Below are 17,267 nucleotides of genomic sequence, written 5' to 3' on the forward strand. Positions count from 1 at the left end.
GAATCACCTCCGTTATTTTTTCGGTTTAGCCGCTGCTTTCGGCTTGGCCGCCGGTTTATCCACGCGTTGAATGAACGGTGCGCATTTATCGAGTGCTTCGATCTCCTTTTCAACATTCGTTTTATAAACGCCGTATCCGTTAAAGACGATGTGTAGACCGTCTCTGCTAAATTCGTAGTTTGGTAACGTCTTATATTCCGCCATTACGCCATCAACTTCGCCGTTTTAAGTTTCGCAAGTAATGCGTTAAAGTCTGCAACAATGCCGGCAACGTCTGTCGCTGCGCTGTTCGCTTGTGTAGCCGCTTTGGATGCGGTTAGTTTTGCGTCTAATGCTGCGGTTACGTCGTCGCCTAGTTTCGCCATAGTAACCGACTTAGCGCCGATCTTAGCGTTAAGGACCGCGCCATCCGCTAGTTTTTCGGTTGTGATAGATCCGTCTGGAATTTCGGCAGGACCTCCGGATGCTGCGAGCAGACTTTGAATGATGTCGCCAAGTTTTAGGTCGTTTGTAGCCGGTGAAATAAGATTCAATCGTTGTACGTCTTCATTACTTAGAGCCATTTACGGCCTCACCCCTTTCAAAATAAAAAGGGCCTCGAAAGGCCCCGTTAATTAGGAAACAGTTTTAGAGATTCCGGAAAGGATTGCTACTGACTCTTTTGCGTTTTTGATTTCAAAACCAAGTTCACCACGGATTACACGCGCGAAGTAGTCAGCGCCCGGTTCTGTAGCATCTTGGTCGTAAATAGAAGTCAGGTAGCGCGCTTTGATATTGTCAAGATCAAGCAATAATGCGCGATCTTTAGGCATGTTTTGATCGACAACGACTTGAGAAACAGCACCGCCAGGAAGATCACTCATGAAGGACATGATCTGATAACCGACTTGACCCTCTCCGCGAGTTGTACGGATAGTATCGCCCGCAAGTTTAGTGATCTGACGAGAAACGTTTGGCGCACAAAGAATTGTGTCCACACGTCCGCCGCGTTTGAAAGTTTCTTCGATAGCATCGTTCAAGCCTTTTGCTGTGATTTCCTTACCTCCGAAATCTTTTGAAGCAGATCCCTGTTCTTGAGCGAACGCAAATAAGCCGCCGGAAGTACGAGGTTGCAGATCAGATCCTTGGTATTTACGTCCATAGATTAGAGAGTTGTTAATTTCGCGAACCATCTCTTGCAAACGCAAGTTAACCTGGTAGTCAAGCTCGTCAGCAACTCCGTAAGTATTAACTTGTTGTTGCGTACGAGAAACGGAAGCGTAACGCGTGAAAATTTGAGAGTAGTTGAACGATACAATACGGTCATTGATTTCGTTCTTTCTAAGTACGGACTCACCTTCTGGACGAGGACGAGAGATAACCTTCAGCTCTCCGTTTGCTTCGATGGCTTCTGGAGTAGTCGCGTCATATCCACGTTGGACCGTAATTTTGTCGGCAGCTTCGTCGACTTTTGTTACGCGCAATACTTCGAGACCGTTTTGTACAAGTGCGTTCTCTGTAAATTTGCGAGCGTCACCTGCGTCCAACTGGATTTCGGTTGCGTCGGCTGCTGCGGCAGCTTTAGCAATTGCTGTGTCACTGTTCAAATAATCGTTCTGCCATTCGAACTTTGTTTGCGTTAGGGCTTCACCTGTTCCAATCAAACCGAAAAGAACCGGAGCCTTCGTAAGAATTAAGTCTACGTTCGCTTGCATATCACGAACTTGTTGCTGGAAATCATACGTTTGTGCAACTGCCATGAATAAATCCCCCTAAGATTTTTTTGTAATTAAAAAAGCCGCCATAAAGGCGACTGAATTACCGTTTGTTTTTTAGCTCTCGAAGTTCGTTGTAGAGCTTCGTTACTTTTCCGAGATAACGCGGATTTTTAAGCGCTAATTTTTTCGTTTCGTCCAATTCTTTCTCTTTCGCGACAATCTCCGTTTGAATGTTGGTTTTGGCTGGGTTACTTCCTCCAGACGCATCGGCCCCGATCGGCTGCTTAAACATCCACGGACTTGACTCTTTAAAAGCAGCGACCACTTCTTCGGCTCCTTTTACGTTGCCATCTTCGTCAATTTCGACCGCAGATTTATCGAGTAGCGCGAGGACTTGGTTCGGATCGTTTGCGTTAAGAGATCGAGCGATTGCGCGAAGCTCCGTATTGATGATTCGCTGATTGGCCGTTTCCTTCGCTTTTTTAGCCGCCTCTGCTGCTTCTTCCGCCTTTTTATCCGCTTCTTCTTTTTCGGCTCGAAGTCGTTCAGTTTCGGACATTTCCGCTTTTTTGCGTTCCTCTTCAGCCTTTTCTAACTCTTCAAGACGTTTCGCTTTTTCTTCGAGTTCGGCTTGCTTCTTTTTCTCGCGCTCAAGACGCTTGTTAAGAATTTCGTCGAGTTCAGCCTGTGTGAACGTCTTTTCCGGTGTCTTCGATTGCTCTGTCGGTTTTGGTTCCGGCTCCCCAGCCGTAGGTTGAGCATTAGGATCTTCCGGTTCTGTTTGTTCCGCAAAAAACTGTAGGTTTAAAGGTAAAAATTTTGGCATATCGTACCTCCACGTTTAAAGTCCGAGTAGACTGTAGATTACGAATAACAACAACCGGCAGTTTACCGACAATACCGTAGGTCAAGAGCGTTGTTATTCGTTTGATTCTTGTGCTGCGTTATAAGGATCTTCGGCCTGTTTTTTCAGATTTCGTTCTTGTAAAATCTCCATAAATTTGGCTTCCGGATTATCCTTGCCGCTCCGGACGATTGCGCCCTTAATCGATTCCATTTCGTTGGCGATTTCTTCGCCTAACTGTTCGACGAGAGCCTTTTGATCTTCCGGCAACGGAAGTCCGAATACGATTTTGCTTCCGTAATTGTCATCAACTTGTGCAAGCCATTCTTTCTCATATTTAAAGCGAGGATGATCTTGTCGGGCTTTCATGTACCGCAGAATATACTCATTCAACGTCTGTAATCGCGATTGCCAAACGATCCATGCTCGCTGTGTTTTAGAAATAATCGAACTGTACAGCAATTTGAGCGCCATATCGTTTATGCCGCCCGTGTTCATGTCCGCAGTGTTAACCATCGGAACCTCGCTTATTTCGTGAAGCCGCTTCTGTAGACGATCAAGATACGCCTCGATCGCCTCTTTAAATTTAAAGCCGCTTTCGAGTTTCTTTGCGTCAGGCTCTCCGATTTCTTTACTCGTTTCGCCAAGGTCCCAAATGGCTCCCGGCGCAATCTTAAACGGATTTTTCGGATCGTACTCGACGTTTGTTAGCAGAGTGATCGCGAACATTTCAAACCGCAATGCGTCGGAGTAGTCGGATAGCTTCCGATCGATTTCGTCGGCCGTTTCGATAAGCTTTTCAAGTTCGCTGAAGCCACTTGTCTGTCCCGAAAGTTTCTCCGTTGGAATGTGTACGACCGGAATAAAGTCGAGACCCATCGATTTTCTTTCGACTCGTTTCTCGACAAGACTGAGTCCGTCATCGTAGATCGCTTCTTCGATCTTGCAATCGTAGTTGCCGGTTTCTTCATCGCCTTCCCATTCGAGGTAGTACGATAGCTTCCACAGCTTCGTCTGCTCCTCGTCCAACCACGCAACGAAATGAACTTCGTCAAGTTGATCGACATCCCATTCGTTATGAACTGCGATAACTTCGGTCGACGGATGCCACAGTATTTTGATTTCTCCGCGGCGTGTATCGTAATGCAATCGAGCATAAACGCCGGTTCGGCTGATTGCGCGATCCTTTGCTGCTGCGAGTAGCTTCTCGTGCATCCGGTTTTCTTCCCATACCCACGTCAGCAAGCGTTCTTTCGCCTTTGCCCGGCTGTTTTCTTCCTCTTGTAGTGGACTTGGCGTGTATCCCGGCTTAACCATGTCCGCAGGATCGTCGAGAACGTCCGGAGGAACGGTCACTTTCGGTTCCTTCTCGAATTGCCAGGCCGCAGTCGAATCGATAAGCTTCCGGGGGTAGTTCATCGTAAGCTGCGTCGGTTCATAATCGATTTCTTTCGGCTTAACGTAGTCGGTCCAAACGTTCAGATCGCCTTCGTAGCGTCGGTAAAGCTTGATTTCGTCAACAATGCGCTGAAATTCTTTCGATCCAAGCGCTTCTTCCATCGGGAGAACAAATTGAAACGGGTTTATAAAATTTCGGTCAATGACTACGATTTAAAACGCCTCCTTTCAGTAACGATAATTTCCAACGTTGCCGCCTTTTCTTCTACGCGACTTCACAACGGCCGAAACCGCCATTTCTAAAGCATCGATAACGTCGTCATGGGCGCCCGTACCGTACTGCTCGAATTGCTCAAGCAAAAGTGCATGTTTCCGATCGAATTGGATTGTTCCGTTTTCAATAGAAGGTAATAGCGCCTCGATACGGAGCTCTTTTCGGCTTCGGTGTTTTACTTTCTTGACGCGAGTATCTGCCGGATAGCCTGCGTGTGTAAGCTGTTTTTTCAGCTCATCGACAAAAAATTCTTGCGCCGCCTGAGCTTCTGCCGCGATTATGGTCGGCTGGTACTTGATGACCTTCTCGACGATGACTTTCAAGAATTCGTCCGGCTTTAATCGTTGGCCAAACGTGTCTATGACATAAATAGAGCCGCTAACCTTATCGGTAGCGACGATCGCAATTGCGGAATAGTCTCCGCGTTCTTTACCCATCGCGAAGTCTACCGCGAGAGAAACGTCATACTTCATATAGTCGATATTTCCGTTGTGATACGTGAATTTTTCCGGGTTAAAGATCATCGATTCCTCATCGATCGGGTTGTTCATGTACTCTGTATTGAACGCTTTGGAGCCGTTATCCCATTTCCAACGCATCAGTTTAAACAACGGCTGGACGTCCGGCCACAAAACTTTGCTTCCGCGTAAGAGTTCGTCCTCGTTTTCCTTGTAAAACCGCTCTGCATCCGCAAGTCGATTCGGATTATCGCGATCAATATAAATAAGCCGGCACTTTTCCCAAAGATCTAGGCGTTCCGGCTGCTTTATAATCGCGCGATAGACTTTCGTTACGAAGTCGGATCGTTTATAAAGAACGTGCATCAATAACGAATCCATATGGACGGTCGTTCCCATGTAAACGAAGGCCGTCCGTTTTCCTTTCGGATCTCCTAACGGCATTACAGTCTGTGAAAACCAGTCGCGAAGGTTCGACCGCTGTTCCGGCGTACTTGCGTTTCCTCCCGGCCGTGCATCCTCTAGGTCGTCGCATATAATGAGATCCGGCCGCGTTCCGTTCCAGTTACGTCCACGAAGCGCCTGACCGGTCGAAGCCGCCTGAACGAGCGCTAATTGTTTCCGGCTGTCCCCATCTGGATGCCACGCGATAAATGATTCGGAGTTATCGATGATGTTCGCTTGGTCTTGCGGCGACAGCAACGGCCCGAAGTCTTCGCGCAGCTTCTTGTTAAACTTAAGCTGATTACGAATCCACTCCATATTGGCTTTTGAAACCGATGGCGTCTCCGAAATGATGATCGTGTATTTCCGTTTTCGATAAACGATCTCATGAACCGGAAAGGCTTTCGAAAGATACGTCGACTTGGCGTGCGAACGCGGCGCTGCTGCCGCAATCTTTTCGTTAACTCTTTCGGTAGATACTACGTTCATGATGTCGCAGATCTCTACGTGGAAGGCCGGCGCTTCGCTTACATCCGTGACGTCGAAGCCGTCCCAATTGCCGTCATTGTCCGGGTTGCGTGCGTCCGAGAAGTATTCGATAGAAAATTCGAGCAAGTTTCCCTCGCAACGATGAATCCGTTTAAGACGCTCAAGTTCGGTCGCTTTTTCGTAATAGTCGGCGATCTCTGACGCAGGAATGTCATCGCCGTAAGTTTCGTCGAGCGCGTCCAAGTATTCGGTTAATACGTTGATGAGTTCTTCTCTTTCACCCCGCTTCAGCCAACGACCATCAACCCATGCGATAAAGATCGCCTCCTTTCATTTTTCGTATTGACTTTCGTTATCTTTTTCGTTAATATGAGTGTAACAAAATAATTTTTATGTTACGGAGAGTGAGCAAAATGGCAAACGAAGTATTCCCGATTAAGTCAAAACGCGATTACAACAAGTTTATAAACGCGCTGAAGCCGGGCCGTGATCGGAACCTAGGGCAGCTAGGAACTGCGTTCGGCCTGCGTATCAGCGACTTGTTAAAGTTTAAAATCGGAGAGCTTCGTGGCCATAAGTCGATCACGATTTGGGAGAAGAAACGGAAGAAAAAACGTGTGATTACGTTCAGCCCTTCCGTTCTCAAAATCGTTAACCAACTCGAAGGTGACGACGACGATTACGTATTCGCCAGTCGGCAAGGTGGCGGAAAGCCGATCACCCGCGTTCAGGCCTATCGTATCTTAAACGACGCAGCCAAACGGGCCGGAATTTACGAAAAGATCGGTGGCATCGGTACTCACTCGCTCCGTAAGACGTTTGGTTACCGCCTATACGAGAACGGCGTTGATATCACGCGCATTATGTCGATACTCAACCACTCAAGCGAGCGTGAGACGTTGAGATATATCGGGATTACGGCCGATGAAATATCGGAAGCTTACGAAAGCATCGAGGTTTAGGACTTCGGTGCTTTTTCGTTTACAGAAGCGAAACCCATTTCGTCTGCCTCGTAGGATGTTCGTCTGCATATCCGAGGTTTCCGACGACCTCCCGCTCCCATTTCTTCTCCTGATCCGTTTTAAGTTCGCTATACGCAAGGATAACCGTCGTTGGCCGCGTTCCTTTAAACTGCCACCCGACTGCCGCTTGGCCTACTGCTAAAGCTCGGAAATGCATTCGATCATTGTCGAGATCCTTAAATACGCTTTCGATAATCCGCGCCTGATCCGGTGTATCCACTATCATGACTACGAATTCCATCAACAATCGCCTCTATTGATTTCATCGAGAAGTTTCCGCATAGATTCCCCGGCTTCTTGCGCACTAACGCGATAAACTTCGCTAGGAGTGAGTATTCGAAGCGCTTCTGCTAACTGAGACACATCCACCTTAGTATTTCCGAGATCTTTTTCGAGAGTACGCGCCGCCTCTTCAACGCTAATCTCCACCTGTTCCTCCCGCAATTCAGCCAACGCCTTAGTCGCCGCCTTTGCCTCGCGTTGAACCGCCTTGAGTCCGGTTATCGCGTCGGATACATCCAAGTCGATTTTAATTTTGCCGATTGATTCGCGCTTTGATTCCGCCATCCACATCGTCTCCTTTACGTTTTTAAATACCGGGCTTGGTCCGCATCGTTGAGAGGCGTTCCGGCTTATTTATCGCAAGCACAAAAAGAGCGACCCATATTCGGATCGCCCTCGTTCTGATTGCGTTGGACTTAATAAGTCCTGTACTTACCTGATGTAGTGTATACCTTATGAATATTCGTTAACTGATTTCTTTTAAGATATATGTTTTCTGCTAGTCTACTATCTACGGTTAAAAAGTTTAGGCTATGCTGATTTGCTATCGCAACGTTCGCGGCGTCAGCTGATCCTAAGTCTTTGTAGAGCTTGAACTGCTCCATAACCGCCTCTCTGTTTCCGTCAATTACTAGAAAAACCTCATTATCTATTAACTCTTCTATGTTGCTGATAGTTTCATCGACCACTTTTTCAGGGTTGATGTTCGAAAAGTCTTCCTTAGGTTTCTTTCTTCGGTAAGACTCAAGAGGACGACCTGCTAGATGGGTTACCTCGTTAATAATTAATGGATTAACAAAAAGAAAAATCGCTTTACTGTTTTCATCGTCTTCATCAGATAAAATATGAGTTTCAAAGAGGTTATTGACTGTGTTGTGCCAAGCATCATACTCATTCGCCAGAGCGAGTATAATACCTGTGTCTAACAAGATTTTCTCTTTATTGGAAAACCCTCGAAAATTCCGATTAAAATCAATCTTTATCATATTTCCAGGAATCTCTGACCTTGTTCAAATCTAATTTTGATGATGAGCTACCGACGAATTTCTTTAATAACGCTTTTTTCTTTTTATCCAAAGGCTTGAAGGAATTCTTTGAAGCTAATGCGTTCATATCTTTCTCCCCCTCTTTTCTCATATACCCAGCACCTCCTGATTTGAATACAGCTTGTGCTAGTATATACCCTCTCAGGGAATATTATACCAGCTGTTCGCTATTTGCGAAAGATTTAAAAGCGCGAGTGGCAAATATTTTAGAAAATATGAGGGCGAAAGAGGCGGACTTCTACCGGACCCGCGAATCCGGTAAACCGCCGGTAAGGAGGTGCCAGAGAATGCTGCTTTCAATCCTTGTATCCGCAAGACCTACGTGTCCTGACTGCGGAACGTACAGTAAAGACGGAAACCCAGCCACACTTGATACGTGCTCATTCTGCCAAGATATGAACGTATTGAATATTAACACCCGCCGCCTCAAGGTTGGGCAGCGTGGTTTTTCGGAAGGCAAGACCGGTTATAATCCTTCCGTGAGGCCGTTTCTGTTGCTCTTGTCAGGTTAAGCGCTCCGAACGCTCGCCTCTTATTTCGCGCGGTTTTCAATGACCCGTGTAAGGAGGTACGCGCCCGGTACGTATAAAATTACACGAAATTAGCGATTCTAACCGTTACCCTACCGAATACCCTCGGCGAAGGCTAAGACGCCTAATTTCGTGTAATTTGCGTGCGAAAATCGTTATGCTATCGTTTCTCGTAGCCTACGCCTCTTCTCCGTGACCTCTTCGCTATCTCCATATCGCGGCTGCCTTTCGTCTGTCCACATCGGTTCGACGCGACTGTATCCGTTCCCTAGATCGATGATTCTCCGATATTTGCGAAGGTCATACGCGCCCGATTCGATTAGGCGTTGTTCGAGCGTTTTATGCGACCAAGGATTCGAGTTATGTTCGACAGTGTTTATCGTTAGTGACATCGGCTGCACCTCCGCAAAGTCAAAGTGAATTTTTGATATGCGCGTTTAAGATGCGCCTGGAGCCGCGGATTTTGTTTTTCCCTCCCCGGCCCCCTCCTTCGTTGTGTATCCGGTATTCATTCGTTTGTATATCGAGTGTAACACTATCGGATTCTGTTACACTGACGTTCATCGCAATCGTTGTCATATAAACGTTCATTCGTTGTTGTATTTCGTTATGTATTTCGTTTTATTTATGCAGCGTATAAACCGCGTCATATCAACGTTCTTATGTTCGGTAGGATCAGCGCGATATGTATAAGATATTGCATAAACGGATGGGCTTTCGTCAAAGTGATCGGAGGGTCGCGCGCAAGGAGGTTTCAGCTTACAGAATAATATCCGCCGTCACCCCTCGTAAACCCTCCGTATCCTATTCGTTTCCTATATACTGCGCCTACTATTCGGCATCCTTACGCAACGCTCTCATACGCTCTATCTGCGCCTTCATCTCGTCTATATCCGTATCGCTGCCGTTCTTATTCTCTACGACTACATTATCCGTAAGCATACTATGCGCCTGCAACAGCGTTCTAAACATCGCAGCATTTCCGTCGTTAATGATATGATCCGGTATGGAGTCCATTACTTCCGGTAAACGATCGAGAGTGTTCCGCATAATCTGACGCTTTAGTTCGTCATTAAACGAATCATTCTGCCGCCATTCATATAACGTCTGCCTACTTACGCCTACTTCTTCGGCAATCTGATCGTAAGTCATTCCGCCTCTTTTCGGCTGTGCTAAAATCGTTATGGCAGCGATCTGTTTTTCGCTAAGTTTCCGAGCCAATTCTCCGCCCTCCTTTCCGTTAAGTTTACGTAGCTTTACGTCCTTCTATTACGTATAGACAACTACGGACGTAAAATATGCGTAGTTATCGATAAGATAGCGTAATTATTTTCGCTAGTTTTACGGACTCCTTTCCGTTTGTTTTAAAACATAGCGGCCACTCCGTCGCTTACGCTCCTCCGTGTCCGCGGATATTATTAAGACCTTTATCGCGATACAATTATTTATACAATATACATGATTGCGTTTCTGCGGGACGGAGTGAAACGTAGTTCCCGCTAGTCTTCGAATTCAGAAGACTAAGAAGTAATTCCGGACTCAAAATCGCTGTATCCCTTGCGGCTGTAAGCGCGAACCCCATTTTCGGTTGTGCGAATAAAGTCGTGTTTTTGGCCGATTTGTGCGAATAAGATCGTGTTCATTATCAATTACGTTATTCTAATTGAGAATAAGACGATAATCACCCGACCTCTCACCGTCATATCTATCGTATTATTATTCATATAAACGCATAAATATACGATAATAACACGAAGAAATAGACGCCAATCATTCGTCAGCGTCTTCGTCTAGGTCGATAAGCTCCCGTATGTCCGTTATGTTCAACGCGGTCGCAATCCGGCTAAGGTGGTCGAGTTGTACTCGTTCCTTAATTCCGCGACATAGTTCGCTGATTGCAGACGGACGTATTCCGGTTAGTTCAGCGAGTTCCTTTTGCGACATATCCTTCCGATCAAGTAGCTCGGCTAGCTTTATTTTAACGATCATTGCCGGCACCTCCTGCGATAATTATATCGTAAAAGCGATATTTTTGTAAATAACGTATTGACGTTATAACGGTAATGCGTTATAATAGAATTAACGAAAGGAGGTGAACGTAATTGATTGACATAGTCATGAAGCTTTCGGCAATCGCCGCATCTTGGCTCGGAATTATCAAGCTCGGTCTTGAACTCCGCAAGATGCGAAAGGACGATCAGTCCAAAGCCGAAAGTAAAGAGCGACGATCTCCCACCACGAAGAACCGTCGCCGAACATAAGCTACGAGGGGCGCAAGCCCCTTGTCAATCAATTATAACACGAATGAAACGAATTGATACCACCGAAATTTTGTTAGTTGTCGTCTTGCTCGCCTGGATTGCGGATATGAACTTCGGCCGGCTGTCCGTCCTGGACTACGTCGGCCTCGGATCAGCGATCGTTTTAGCTATACTTTTAATTTTAAAATCGAGGAGGAAACGATAATGAGAATTGATATTGAACGGATAAGTCCCGATGCGCCAGTGCTAGCACCAGATGAAATCGAGTACATGCTCGATCTCTACAAAAGTCCTGATATGCAGTTCAAGAACGAAAATCACGCATATAAATTAGGTTTTGATTTTGCACTTACATGTCTAGGATACACAATCGTGGATAAAGACACCGAACGCGAATAAGGACGGTTACAAGCCGCCGATGGTTGGCGGCTCATACATTCTAATTTTTACGAATTCTAATCATATATTGCGGAGGTCATGACGATGAATAAAACGAAACTTTTAACGGCCATCCTCGGCCTATCAATCGCAGGCAACGCGGCTCTCGGCTTTTACGCCGCAAAGCTGAACGAAGATGTCGATATTGCTTATCGCGTGGCTGACGACATGGCAGCCGAAGCCAAAGACGCTCAGGAAACGGTTGAGCGCGAATATATTGTCGAAGGAAAAGATTACGCGGTTTCAGCGGATGACGGCGGCTTTAGTTTCGACCCGGCAGTCACAGACGCAAAGCCTGGCGATAGAATTAGCGTTACTTTTACGAAGGATCAATACGAAAATGGCAGCGGATTTAAGGCGATTAAGGTTATCGAATAACACACGAAATCAGGCGTTAAGCGGCCGCTGATACCTAATATACCCGCAACAGATTCCGGCGGCTCCTACGCTTTAATTTCGTGGGAAAATCGTTGTCTACGGCGTTGAATCCCCCGAGCTAATGTCGTATTCTAATAGTCGGAGGTTGAGGACGAGTGGAATACGAAACAAAAGGCTATGATACGACGATTGTATACGACTACAAAGAGTATCCGGACGCTCATCATGGCCGCTGCGACAACTGCGATTATACGCTTTTTAAGAGTTCGGTAAAAGATGGCGTTTTCTTACGTGAGTGCCGCCGCTGTGGGATGAAAAAGAGCATATAAAAAGAAAGGCGCCAATTACGGCGCCCTTTTTCGTTTATTTACGGTTTCTTCACGTTAAACATCGCAAGCAGCGTCTTATCTGGCGCTTTGGACTGTCGATAAAACACGTTAGGATTGAACGTATATCGCTCCGGTTCGCTGCCGACCTTTATTCGCGCAACAACGAACTCCCCATCGAATTTCATCTGTTTCAACCGTCGGCCAAGCGTATCCGACGTTACTCCGATCGCTGCCGCTAGCTCTTTCTTATTGAACCATCGGATATGCTTCGGATTCTTTTCGAAAGGATTGGCGCACAGAGCGTTTGTTTCGTAGTGGATGAACGGCAGCATCCGGTAGATCAAGCCGATGTCTGTCGCCTTCACTTCGCTGTATACCTTCTTAATCTTCGCGGTGTACAATTTGACAACGTACTGGCTTCCGAAGTTACCTTTGAAGTGGTAGCGTTCGTTCACCGAGTATATACCGTCTTCTTCCCTGATAATATCGTGCTTAGTACACGCGCTCAAGAAATCGTAAAACGTTCGCGGCTTTTTTACGAGCTGTAGAACGGACATCATATCCGCCGTGGTCATCGGAGTTTTATCGCGGCTAGATTTAACGAGAACACCGTTATAGTCGACGTAGCATTGCAGCAACATCAAATACCCGCACTGGGCCGTTGTGAGAGCGTCATATACTTCGTGAATATTAGACATATTGGCGTTGGAAAAGTCGCGTCTGTCCGTAGCCTGCTTTTGCTGTTCCCGGAAGGCGTCGTCCTGGTTCCGGTGCCTTAGCGTGTAGTCTGTCGATAGATCTTCGCCTGTCTCTGCGTTTACTACTCGTAATCTTTTCAAAATATCGTCTCCTTTTTCGCAAAATAAAAGAGCGCGGATTTGGCGCCCTCATAACGTATAGCCAGCAAAACGGATTAAAACGGAACAATTAATGAATAATTTTTTCGCCGGTTGCGATATTGACCGTAAATTGTCCTTCGGATTTTCCTTTTACGAAATCGTTATATCGTTTTCGGCGTTCTTTATTTCGCGATCTAGCCGCCTTGTCAACGAACTTAGATTCATAAGAAGAACGTTTTCTTCGCGTCGGAACTTTATAATTTCGGCCATCTGCACCGTACTCTTCGGCAAGTTTTTCGGACGCTTCCGACTTAATACGTTCCTCCCGTTGGGTTTCACTCATAATCGGATACTCTTCGCGAGCCATTTTATCCGGATGAGGGTCCGAAAGCTCCTCGTAGATAATAAGATTCGCCATACGTTCAAGTGCGGCGGAGTCCGGAGATTTGCCGACTGAATCGTGGTAGGCTTCCACAAGTGCGTTAATTTCCTTAATACGTTCAATACGATCCAATTCTCCGGCCTTTGTTCGTTGATATAATTCGGTAATCATTTCGTGCAATAGTGCTTTATCCATTAATTCGTCCTCCCATCGAGTATCCTTCGCCATGTCCCGCCCAATAGTAGTAAATATCCGCGATCTTATCCGCAGCAGCATCGATATGTTTAAACACGGCATCCTGCCCGATCCCCATCCGTTTCCCTGCCTCCACTTGCGTCAGGTCTTCGAAATATACAAGCCGGATAGCTTCGCGCTGCCTGTCGGTCAGATACGCAAGCTCAATCGCGTTGTGCAGATCGAGCAGCACTTCGGCAGCTTCGTATTCTCCGAGTCGTTTGCGGCTGACGAACTTCGGATAATCGGAGAGCAACGTTTTGACGCCCTCCGCATTGTCTAGCGCATATGTCGTTTCAAATTCGCGATCCTTTCGGTGTAGATCGATTTTGACTTTTCCGATAACAACCGCCTCCTTTTTCGTTAACAATCCGCACACTACTGTTGACTATCGGTAACTAATCCGTCTATACTTAACGTAAATACTTTCGTAAGGAGATTCGATATGGCTCTTACGTGGATATCAAACGACTTTGAACGCAACCTCAAAGCGTATATAACAATCGAAAAGCATCGACGTTTGTTTATTTCGGCTGGTGCCCGGCGAATCATCGGATTACCTGCGGACGGACCGTTTTATCTTACGGTTGCATATGACGCAGAAGCAAACCGCATTGTGGTCGGAAAGCCCGAACTCGTTAATCAGCCGGACGTCAAGCCGTTTAAGTTCGATAAGCGCGGTAACGTGTCGGCTAGGCCGTTCTTACGCAAGGTCGGCATTGATGTCGATAAGCTTCCGCAACGCTATTATTTGATCGGGGATGGCGAGGCGTCTAAACAACCGTACCTGGCCTATCCGAAGCACACATACGCGTTTCAGTTAGACGAGTAGCTGTTCCGCAAGAGCTCGCCCTACATACCACGCAACACGCGAAGCGATTCCGTTTCCCACAATCCGATACTGTGCCGATAAGGAGATATCGTCTGGCAGGACGTAAGTATCGGGCGCAGATTGGATTCGGAGACATTCACGGACTGTGAAACGTCGTGGTGCTTCGGTCGGATGAATCGGCTGACCGTTGTTGTGATGCGCTGGAATTGTATTCGACGGTTTATCCATCGATTGAACGCGATTAGCTTGATCGTAGGTGTATTCGCTTTTTGGCGTCCAGTAAGATTTTTCATCGTGGTTAGCGTAAAACAAACCGTAAGGAACTCCTTTGCCCATAACTGCCGGAATAGTTCGCGAAGGCTCTCCCATCGTAACCGGACGATTTTTCGCAACTGATGCCGGATTGCGGTCTAAGTATGCGATCTGCTTATCGTTTAGCTGAACTCCCGGCTCCGGCAGATCTCCGATAACATCCCGTAATACCTTCGTTTGATAATCGCCTTCTAACGGCTTCGGAAACTCGAAAGTGATTCCGAGGTCTTTTCGTATTCCAACGATGAACACTCGCTCTCGCTTCTGGGCTACTCCGTAATCCCACGCGCTCAGCACTTTCCAACTAATCTCGTAACCTATTTCGTTAAATCTTTCGATAAGGGCATCGAATGTTGGGCGATGTCGCTTCGTAATCAGCCCCTTCACGTTTTCGAATACGAAGGCTTTCGGTTGCTTGCGCTCAATAATTTCGAGGTAACGGAAGATTAATTTACCGCGTTCGCCATCTGCTCCCGCGCCTTTACCCGCAACCGAGAAGTCTTGGCACGGAGGACCGCCGAAGATTACGTCTGTGTCCGGCAAGCTATCGATATCAATTTCGTTAATGTCCGCCTGTTCTACGTAATCACCGAAATTGTGGCGGTAGGCTTTGACGGCATTCTTATCGAAGTCCAGCGCCTTTACAATATCGTAGCCGGCCGCTTTAAATCCAATTGCGCCGAGTCCTCCTCCGCAGAATAGTTCGAGTACCGTCAGTCCATTTGCCGGCAGTTGCGGCGTTAAGTTAAAGTCGCCCATATGTCGTCCCCCTTATATAAGTTCCGCCATAATCTCGTCCAGCTTTGCGTATAACTCTTCCGGCTCGCCTACGTTCTCGATTTCGTAATCAACTTCGAAACTATCGACGGCAAGCTCAGTCGGATGGTCTAAGTCGGCAAGCTCGAAAGCATCGCCGGCTTTTTTAGCGCGTTCAATACGGAGATCGACCGGTGCTGTTATGCGGATAAATACGAAACCTTCGTCCTTCAGACGCTGATATTCGTTAGGCTGCCGGCAATCGTCTATGATTACGCGATTCTTCAGTGACGTGTTATTGCCGCATGAGCAAGGATGGCGTTCGAGATAGGCGGCTATTTTCGGCATGAGAGCGTCGATCCATACGTCCTCTCCGAAGGCTTCCCGCGCCCACTGTCCGAACTCTTGGTAATGATCGCGTGGCTTCGGATTCCTCGGAACGTTAGGGAATGCTCGGTGGAATGCGTCCTTTAGTTCGTCGCCGAATGCGAACGCTTGGAAATCGTAGTGAAGCGAGATATACGTTGCGGCCAGCGACTTGCCTGCGCGAAGTGGTGCGGTGAGGGCGATCTTCATCGGCGTTCCCTCATTGCGTTAAGAAGTGCGGCAACCTCTTCGGCTGTGAACACCTTTTCATCCCTCTTACCGTTTGTAATGGCGTAAAGATTGTAGATCCGGTCATTTTCAGCGTCTTGAAAATCGTCAATACGATCCTTAATTTTCGCTAATTCTTCGCCGTGCCTCCGGTTGTCTTTGTGCAGCGTGTCGATTTCGTCTTGTAGACGTTTAACTTTTTCGTATAGAAAATCGGTCACATCCTCGTTTGTAGCATAATCGTGTACGATTCTATCCTCCAGCTTAGCGATATCGTGGCGAATATCCGAAACGTCATTCCGTAGATTGGCGATTCTACCCGGACCCATTTCGTCCCATCCGAGGTCTTCCTTGATCCGTTTATTCTCACGTTCCAATTCCGCAACACGCGTCGCTAGGTTAGCGATAACGTCGATCGGGTCGGACGGCTGCGGTTGTTCTTCGGAGGATTCTAACGGGACAAGGACGCGATACTCATGTAAATATAGTGGAATATCCCTTTCGTCCGACACTCGCACATTAGCGTATTCACCGAAGTAAGTGTCATCCGTTGCGTAGCTTTCAACCGTACCTACTTCACCAATTCGAAAATTTCCGAACTCCTCCGAAGAATCCTCGTCATCTACAACGACAATCTTCTCGCCTACTTCCGCCTTGCGGTCGACCATTTCGTAGCGCTCCGTACCGTCAGGTCCGTCAATGTGGACGATGTTGGTCGGTTCGAGAGTATTTACGAAATCCTGACGTATATAAAACCCGCTTTCGAGTTTATAGTCGCCCTCAAAACCTCGGACTTCTACAACATGCTCTGCCGAATTGCCCTCGCCTGGAAGTACTACCATATCGCCAACCTTCGCCTTCCTATCGACCTCTACATATTCGCGTTTGATTCCGCCAAGTGATTCGTCAGCCAATACGTGAATTTTTTCGTTAGTTTTCGTCATAATATCGCCCTCCTATTTAATCTTTCATAAACACAAGCCAATGTGTTTTACTTCTCCGGTTTCCGAATAGCGGTTTAAAATCTATGGCTTTAAGAATCTCGCTTAATTTGATTTGATCTTCATTCCATTTGAAAACAAGCGTGCCGTTTGGTTTCAGCACTCTCATACATTCTCTAAACCCTTGCGCAATATCATATTTCCAATTTTCTTCAAGCTTTCCGTACTTCTTGGCCAACCAAGAACCTTCGCCAGCTTTAAGTAAGTGTGGAGGATCAAAAACGACTAGATAAAACGAATTGTCCTCAAACGGCATGTTTCGGAAGTCGGCTAATACATCAGGGCTCACCTCTAACTTTCTACCATCGCTTAATGTATCGCTTAGTTGCCGTATGTCCATGTAGCAAACATCATCGTGCTGCTTATTAAACCAGAACATACGGCTTCCACAGCATGCGTCTAAAATCCGTTTCATTAGTTCAACCTC

General features: G+C 46.8%; 24 protein-coding genes. 5 read left to right on the plus strand and 19 right to left on the minus strand.

The window, feature by feature from the left end; translation table 11 throughout:
- Window positions 1–12: 12 nt before the first annotated feature.
- The 6 genes from NSQ39_RS17295 to terL all read right to left on the minus strand — a co-directional run bounded on the left by NSQ39_RS17295 (window position 13) and on the right by terL (window position 5,847).
- Window positions 13–204, minus strand: coding sequence for a hypothetical protein (locus NSQ39_RS17295; RefSeq protein ID WP_046132550.1), 192 nt, complete (start codon window positions 202–204; stop codon window positions 13–15).
- Window positions 204–533: a hypothetical protein gene (locus NSQ39_RS17300; RefSeq protein WP_152654497.1), complete on the minus strand. Its 330-nt coding sequence runs from the start codon at window positions 531–533 to the stop codon at window positions 204–206. The genes NSQ39_RS17295 and NSQ39_RS17300 overlap by 1 nt, the downstream gene beginning before the upstream one ends.
- An 81-nt stretch (window positions 534–614) precedes the next feature.
- A complete protein-coding gene (locus NSQ39_RS17305) occupies window positions 615–1,739 on the minus strand; it encodes an SU10 major capsid protein (protein WP_046132552.1) in 1,125 nt (374 codons plus the stop codon).
- Window positions 1,740–1,797: 58 nt separating this feature from the next.
- The gene (locus NSQ39_RS17310; RefSeq protein ID WP_046132553.1) at window positions 1,798–2,523 is read right to left on the minus strand and encodes a phage scaffolding protein; all 726 of its coding nucleotides are present in this window, start codon (window positions 2,521–2,523) and stop codon (window positions 1,798–1,800) included.
- Window positions 2,524–2,616: 93 nt separating this feature from the next.
- Complete coding sequence (locus NSQ39_RS17315) at window positions 2,617–4,101, minus strand: phage portal protein (RefSeq protein ID WP_128748038.1); 1,485 nt, start codon at window positions 4,099–4,101, stop codon at window positions 2,617–2,619.
- Window positions 4,102–4,167: 66 nt separating this feature from the next.
- A complete protein-coding gene (gene terL, locus NSQ39_RS17320; RefSeq protein WP_330217799.1) occupies window positions 4,168–5,847 on the minus strand; it encodes a phage terminase large subunit in 1,680 nt (559 codons plus the stop codon).
- Between the two features lie 170 nt (window positions 5,848–6,017).
- Between terL and NSQ39_RS17325 the strand changes: the two genes are divergently transcribed.
- The gene (locus tag NSQ39_RS17325; protein WP_023856042.1) at window positions 6,018–6,566 is read left to right on the plus strand and encodes a tyrosine-type recombinase/integrase; all 549 of its coding nucleotides are present in this window, start codon (window positions 6,018–6,020) and stop codon (window positions 6,564–6,566) included.
- A 19-nt stretch (window positions 6,567–6,585) separates the two neighbouring features.
- Here the strand turns inward: NSQ39_RS17325 and NSQ39_RS17330 are convergent, their stop codons facing one another.
- The 6 genes from NSQ39_RS17330 to NSQ39_RS17355 all read right to left on the minus strand — a co-directional run bounded on the left by NSQ39_RS17330 (window position 6,586) and on the right by NSQ39_RS17355 (window position 10,473).
- Window positions 6,586–6,867 carry a hypothetical protein gene (locus tag NSQ39_RS17330; protein ID WP_341016215.1) on the minus strand — a complete coding sequence of 94 codons (282 nt, stop codon included), beginning with the start codon at window positions 6,865–6,867 and terminating at the stop codon, window positions 6,586–6,588.
- Window positions 6,867–7,193 (minus strand): hypothetical protein, encoded by a 327-nt coding sequence (locus tag NSQ39_RS17335; protein WP_341016218.1) that lies wholly within the window; start codon window positions 7,191–7,193, stop codon window positions 6,867–6,869. Before NSQ39_RS17335 ends, NSQ39_RS17330 begins: the two co-directional genes overlap by 1 nt.
- A 131-nt stretch (window positions 7,194–7,324) precedes the next feature.
- The gene (locus NSQ39_RS17340) at window positions 7,325–7,894 is read right to left on the minus strand and encodes a hypothetical protein (protein ID WP_046132559.1); all 570 of its coding nucleotides are present in this window, start codon (window positions 7,892–7,894) and stop codon (window positions 7,325–7,327) included.
- Window positions 7,881–8,045 carry a hypothetical protein gene (locus NSQ39_RS17345; protein ID WP_157678828.1) on the minus strand — a complete coding sequence of 55 codons (165 nt, stop codon included), beginning with the start codon at window positions 8,043–8,045 and terminating at the stop codon, window positions 7,881–7,883. The genes NSQ39_RS17340 and NSQ39_RS17345 overlap by 14 nt, the downstream gene beginning before the upstream one ends.
- A 1,270-nt stretch (window positions 8,046–9,315) precedes the next feature.
- Window positions 9,316–9,705, minus strand: coding sequence for a phBC6A51 family helix-turn-helix protein (locus tag NSQ39_RS17350; RefSeq protein WP_006636938.1), 390 nt, complete (start codon window positions 9,703–9,705; stop codon window positions 9,316–9,318).
- A gap of 549 nt (window positions 9,706–10,254) precedes the next feature.
- On the minus strand, window positions 10,255–10,473 hold the full coding sequence (locus NSQ39_RS17355; RefSeq protein WP_046132562.1) for a helix-turn-helix domain-containing protein: 219 nt from the start codon (window positions 10,471–10,473) through the stop codon (window positions 10,255–10,257).
- 476 nt (window positions 10,474–10,949) lie between these two features.
- Here NSQ39_RS17355 and NSQ39_RS17360 point away from each other — a divergent pair, with 476 nt between their 5' ends.
- The 3 genes from NSQ39_RS17360 (at window position 10,950) to NSQ39_RS17370 (ending at window position 11,890) form a co-directional block, all read left to right on the plus strand.
- Window positions 10,950–11,144 (plus strand): hypothetical protein, encoded by a 195-nt coding sequence (locus tag NSQ39_RS17360; RefSeq protein ID WP_046132563.1) that lies wholly within the window; start codon window positions 10,950–10,952, stop codon window positions 11,142–11,144.
- A gap of 84 nt (window positions 11,145–11,228) precedes the next feature.
- Window positions 11,229–11,561, plus strand: coding sequence for a hypothetical protein (locus tag NSQ39_RS17365; RefSeq protein ID WP_341016229.1), 333 nt, complete (start codon window positions 11,229–11,231; stop codon window positions 11,559–11,561).
- Between the two features lie 155 nt (window positions 11,562–11,716).
- Window positions 11,717–11,890, plus strand: a complete 174-nt coding sequence (locus tag NSQ39_RS17370; RefSeq protein WP_341016232.1) for a hypothetical protein — start codon at window positions 11,717–11,719, stop codon at window positions 11,888–11,890.
- A gap of 38 nt (window positions 11,891–11,928) precedes the next feature.
- Here the strand turns inward: NSQ39_RS17370 and NSQ39_RS17375 are convergent, their stop codons facing one another.
- The 3 genes from NSQ39_RS17375 to NSQ39_RS17385 form a co-directional block, all read right to left on the minus strand.
- Window positions 11,929–12,729 (minus strand): hypothetical protein, encoded by an 801-nt coding sequence (locus NSQ39_RS17375; RefSeq protein WP_341016235.1) that lies wholly within the window; start codon window positions 12,727–12,729, stop codon window positions 11,929–11,931.
- 88 nt (window positions 12,730–12,817) lie between these two features.
- Window positions 12,818–13,306 carry a hypothetical protein gene (locus NSQ39_RS17380; RefSeq protein ID WP_065894315.1) on the minus strand — a complete coding sequence of 163 codons (489 nt, stop codon included), beginning with the start codon at window positions 13,304–13,306 and terminating at the stop codon, window positions 12,818–12,820.
- Entirely contained in the window at window positions 13,299–13,715 is a 417-nt protein-coding gene (locus NSQ39_RS17385; RefSeq protein WP_442853768.1) for a sigma factor-like helix-turn-helix DNA-binding protein, read from the minus strand. The genes NSQ39_RS17380 and NSQ39_RS17385 overlap by 8 nt, the downstream gene beginning before the upstream one ends.
- A gap of 75 nt (window positions 13,716–13,790) precedes the next feature.
- On the opposite strand from NSQ39_RS17385, the gene NSQ39_RS17390 reads away from it, so the two are divergent.
- Window positions 13,791–14,177, plus strand: a complete 387-nt coding sequence (locus NSQ39_RS17390) for a hypothetical protein (RefSeq protein ID WP_057957766.1) — start codon at window positions 13,791–13,793, stop codon at window positions 14,175–14,177.
- Here NSQ39_RS17390 and NSQ39_RS17395 read toward each other — a convergent pair.
- The 4 genes from NSQ39_RS17395 to NSQ39_RS17410 are packed head-to-tail and all read right to left on the minus strand — an operon-like array spanning window position 14,166 to window position 17,255.
- Complete coding sequence (locus NSQ39_RS17395) at window positions 14,166–15,248, minus strand: DNA cytosine methyltransferase (RefSeq protein WP_052948565.1); 1,083 nt, start codon at window positions 15,246–15,248, stop codon at window positions 14,166–14,168. The two genes, NSQ39_RS17390 and NSQ39_RS17395, sit on opposite strands and share 12 nt — an antisense overlap.
- 12 nt (window positions 15,249–15,260) lie before the next feature.
- Window positions 15,261–15,821, minus strand: a complete 561-nt coding sequence (locus NSQ39_RS17400) for a dephospho-CoA kinase (RefSeq protein WP_341016246.1) — start codon at window positions 15,819–15,821, stop codon at window positions 15,261–15,263.
- Complete coding sequence (locus NSQ39_RS17405) at window positions 15,818–16,783, minus strand: hypothetical protein (protein ID WP_046132569.1); 966 nt, start codon at window positions 16,781–16,783, stop codon at window positions 15,818–15,820. Before NSQ39_RS17405 ends, NSQ39_RS17400 begins: the two co-directional genes overlap by 4 nt.
- 16 nt (window positions 16,784–16,799) lie before the next feature.
- Window positions 16,800–17,255, minus strand: coding sequence for a class I SAM-dependent methyltransferase (locus NSQ39_RS17410; RefSeq protein WP_046132570.1), 456 nt, complete (start codon window positions 17,253–17,255; stop codon window positions 16,800–16,802).
- Between the last annotated feature and the right edge of the window lie 12 nt (window positions 17,256–17,267).

Source organism: Bacillus sp. FSL W8-0848, from assembly GCF_038007805.1.
Classification (GTDB): domain Bacteria; phylum Bacillota; class Bacilli; order Bacillales; family Bacillaceae; genus Bacillus; species Bacillus glycinifermentans.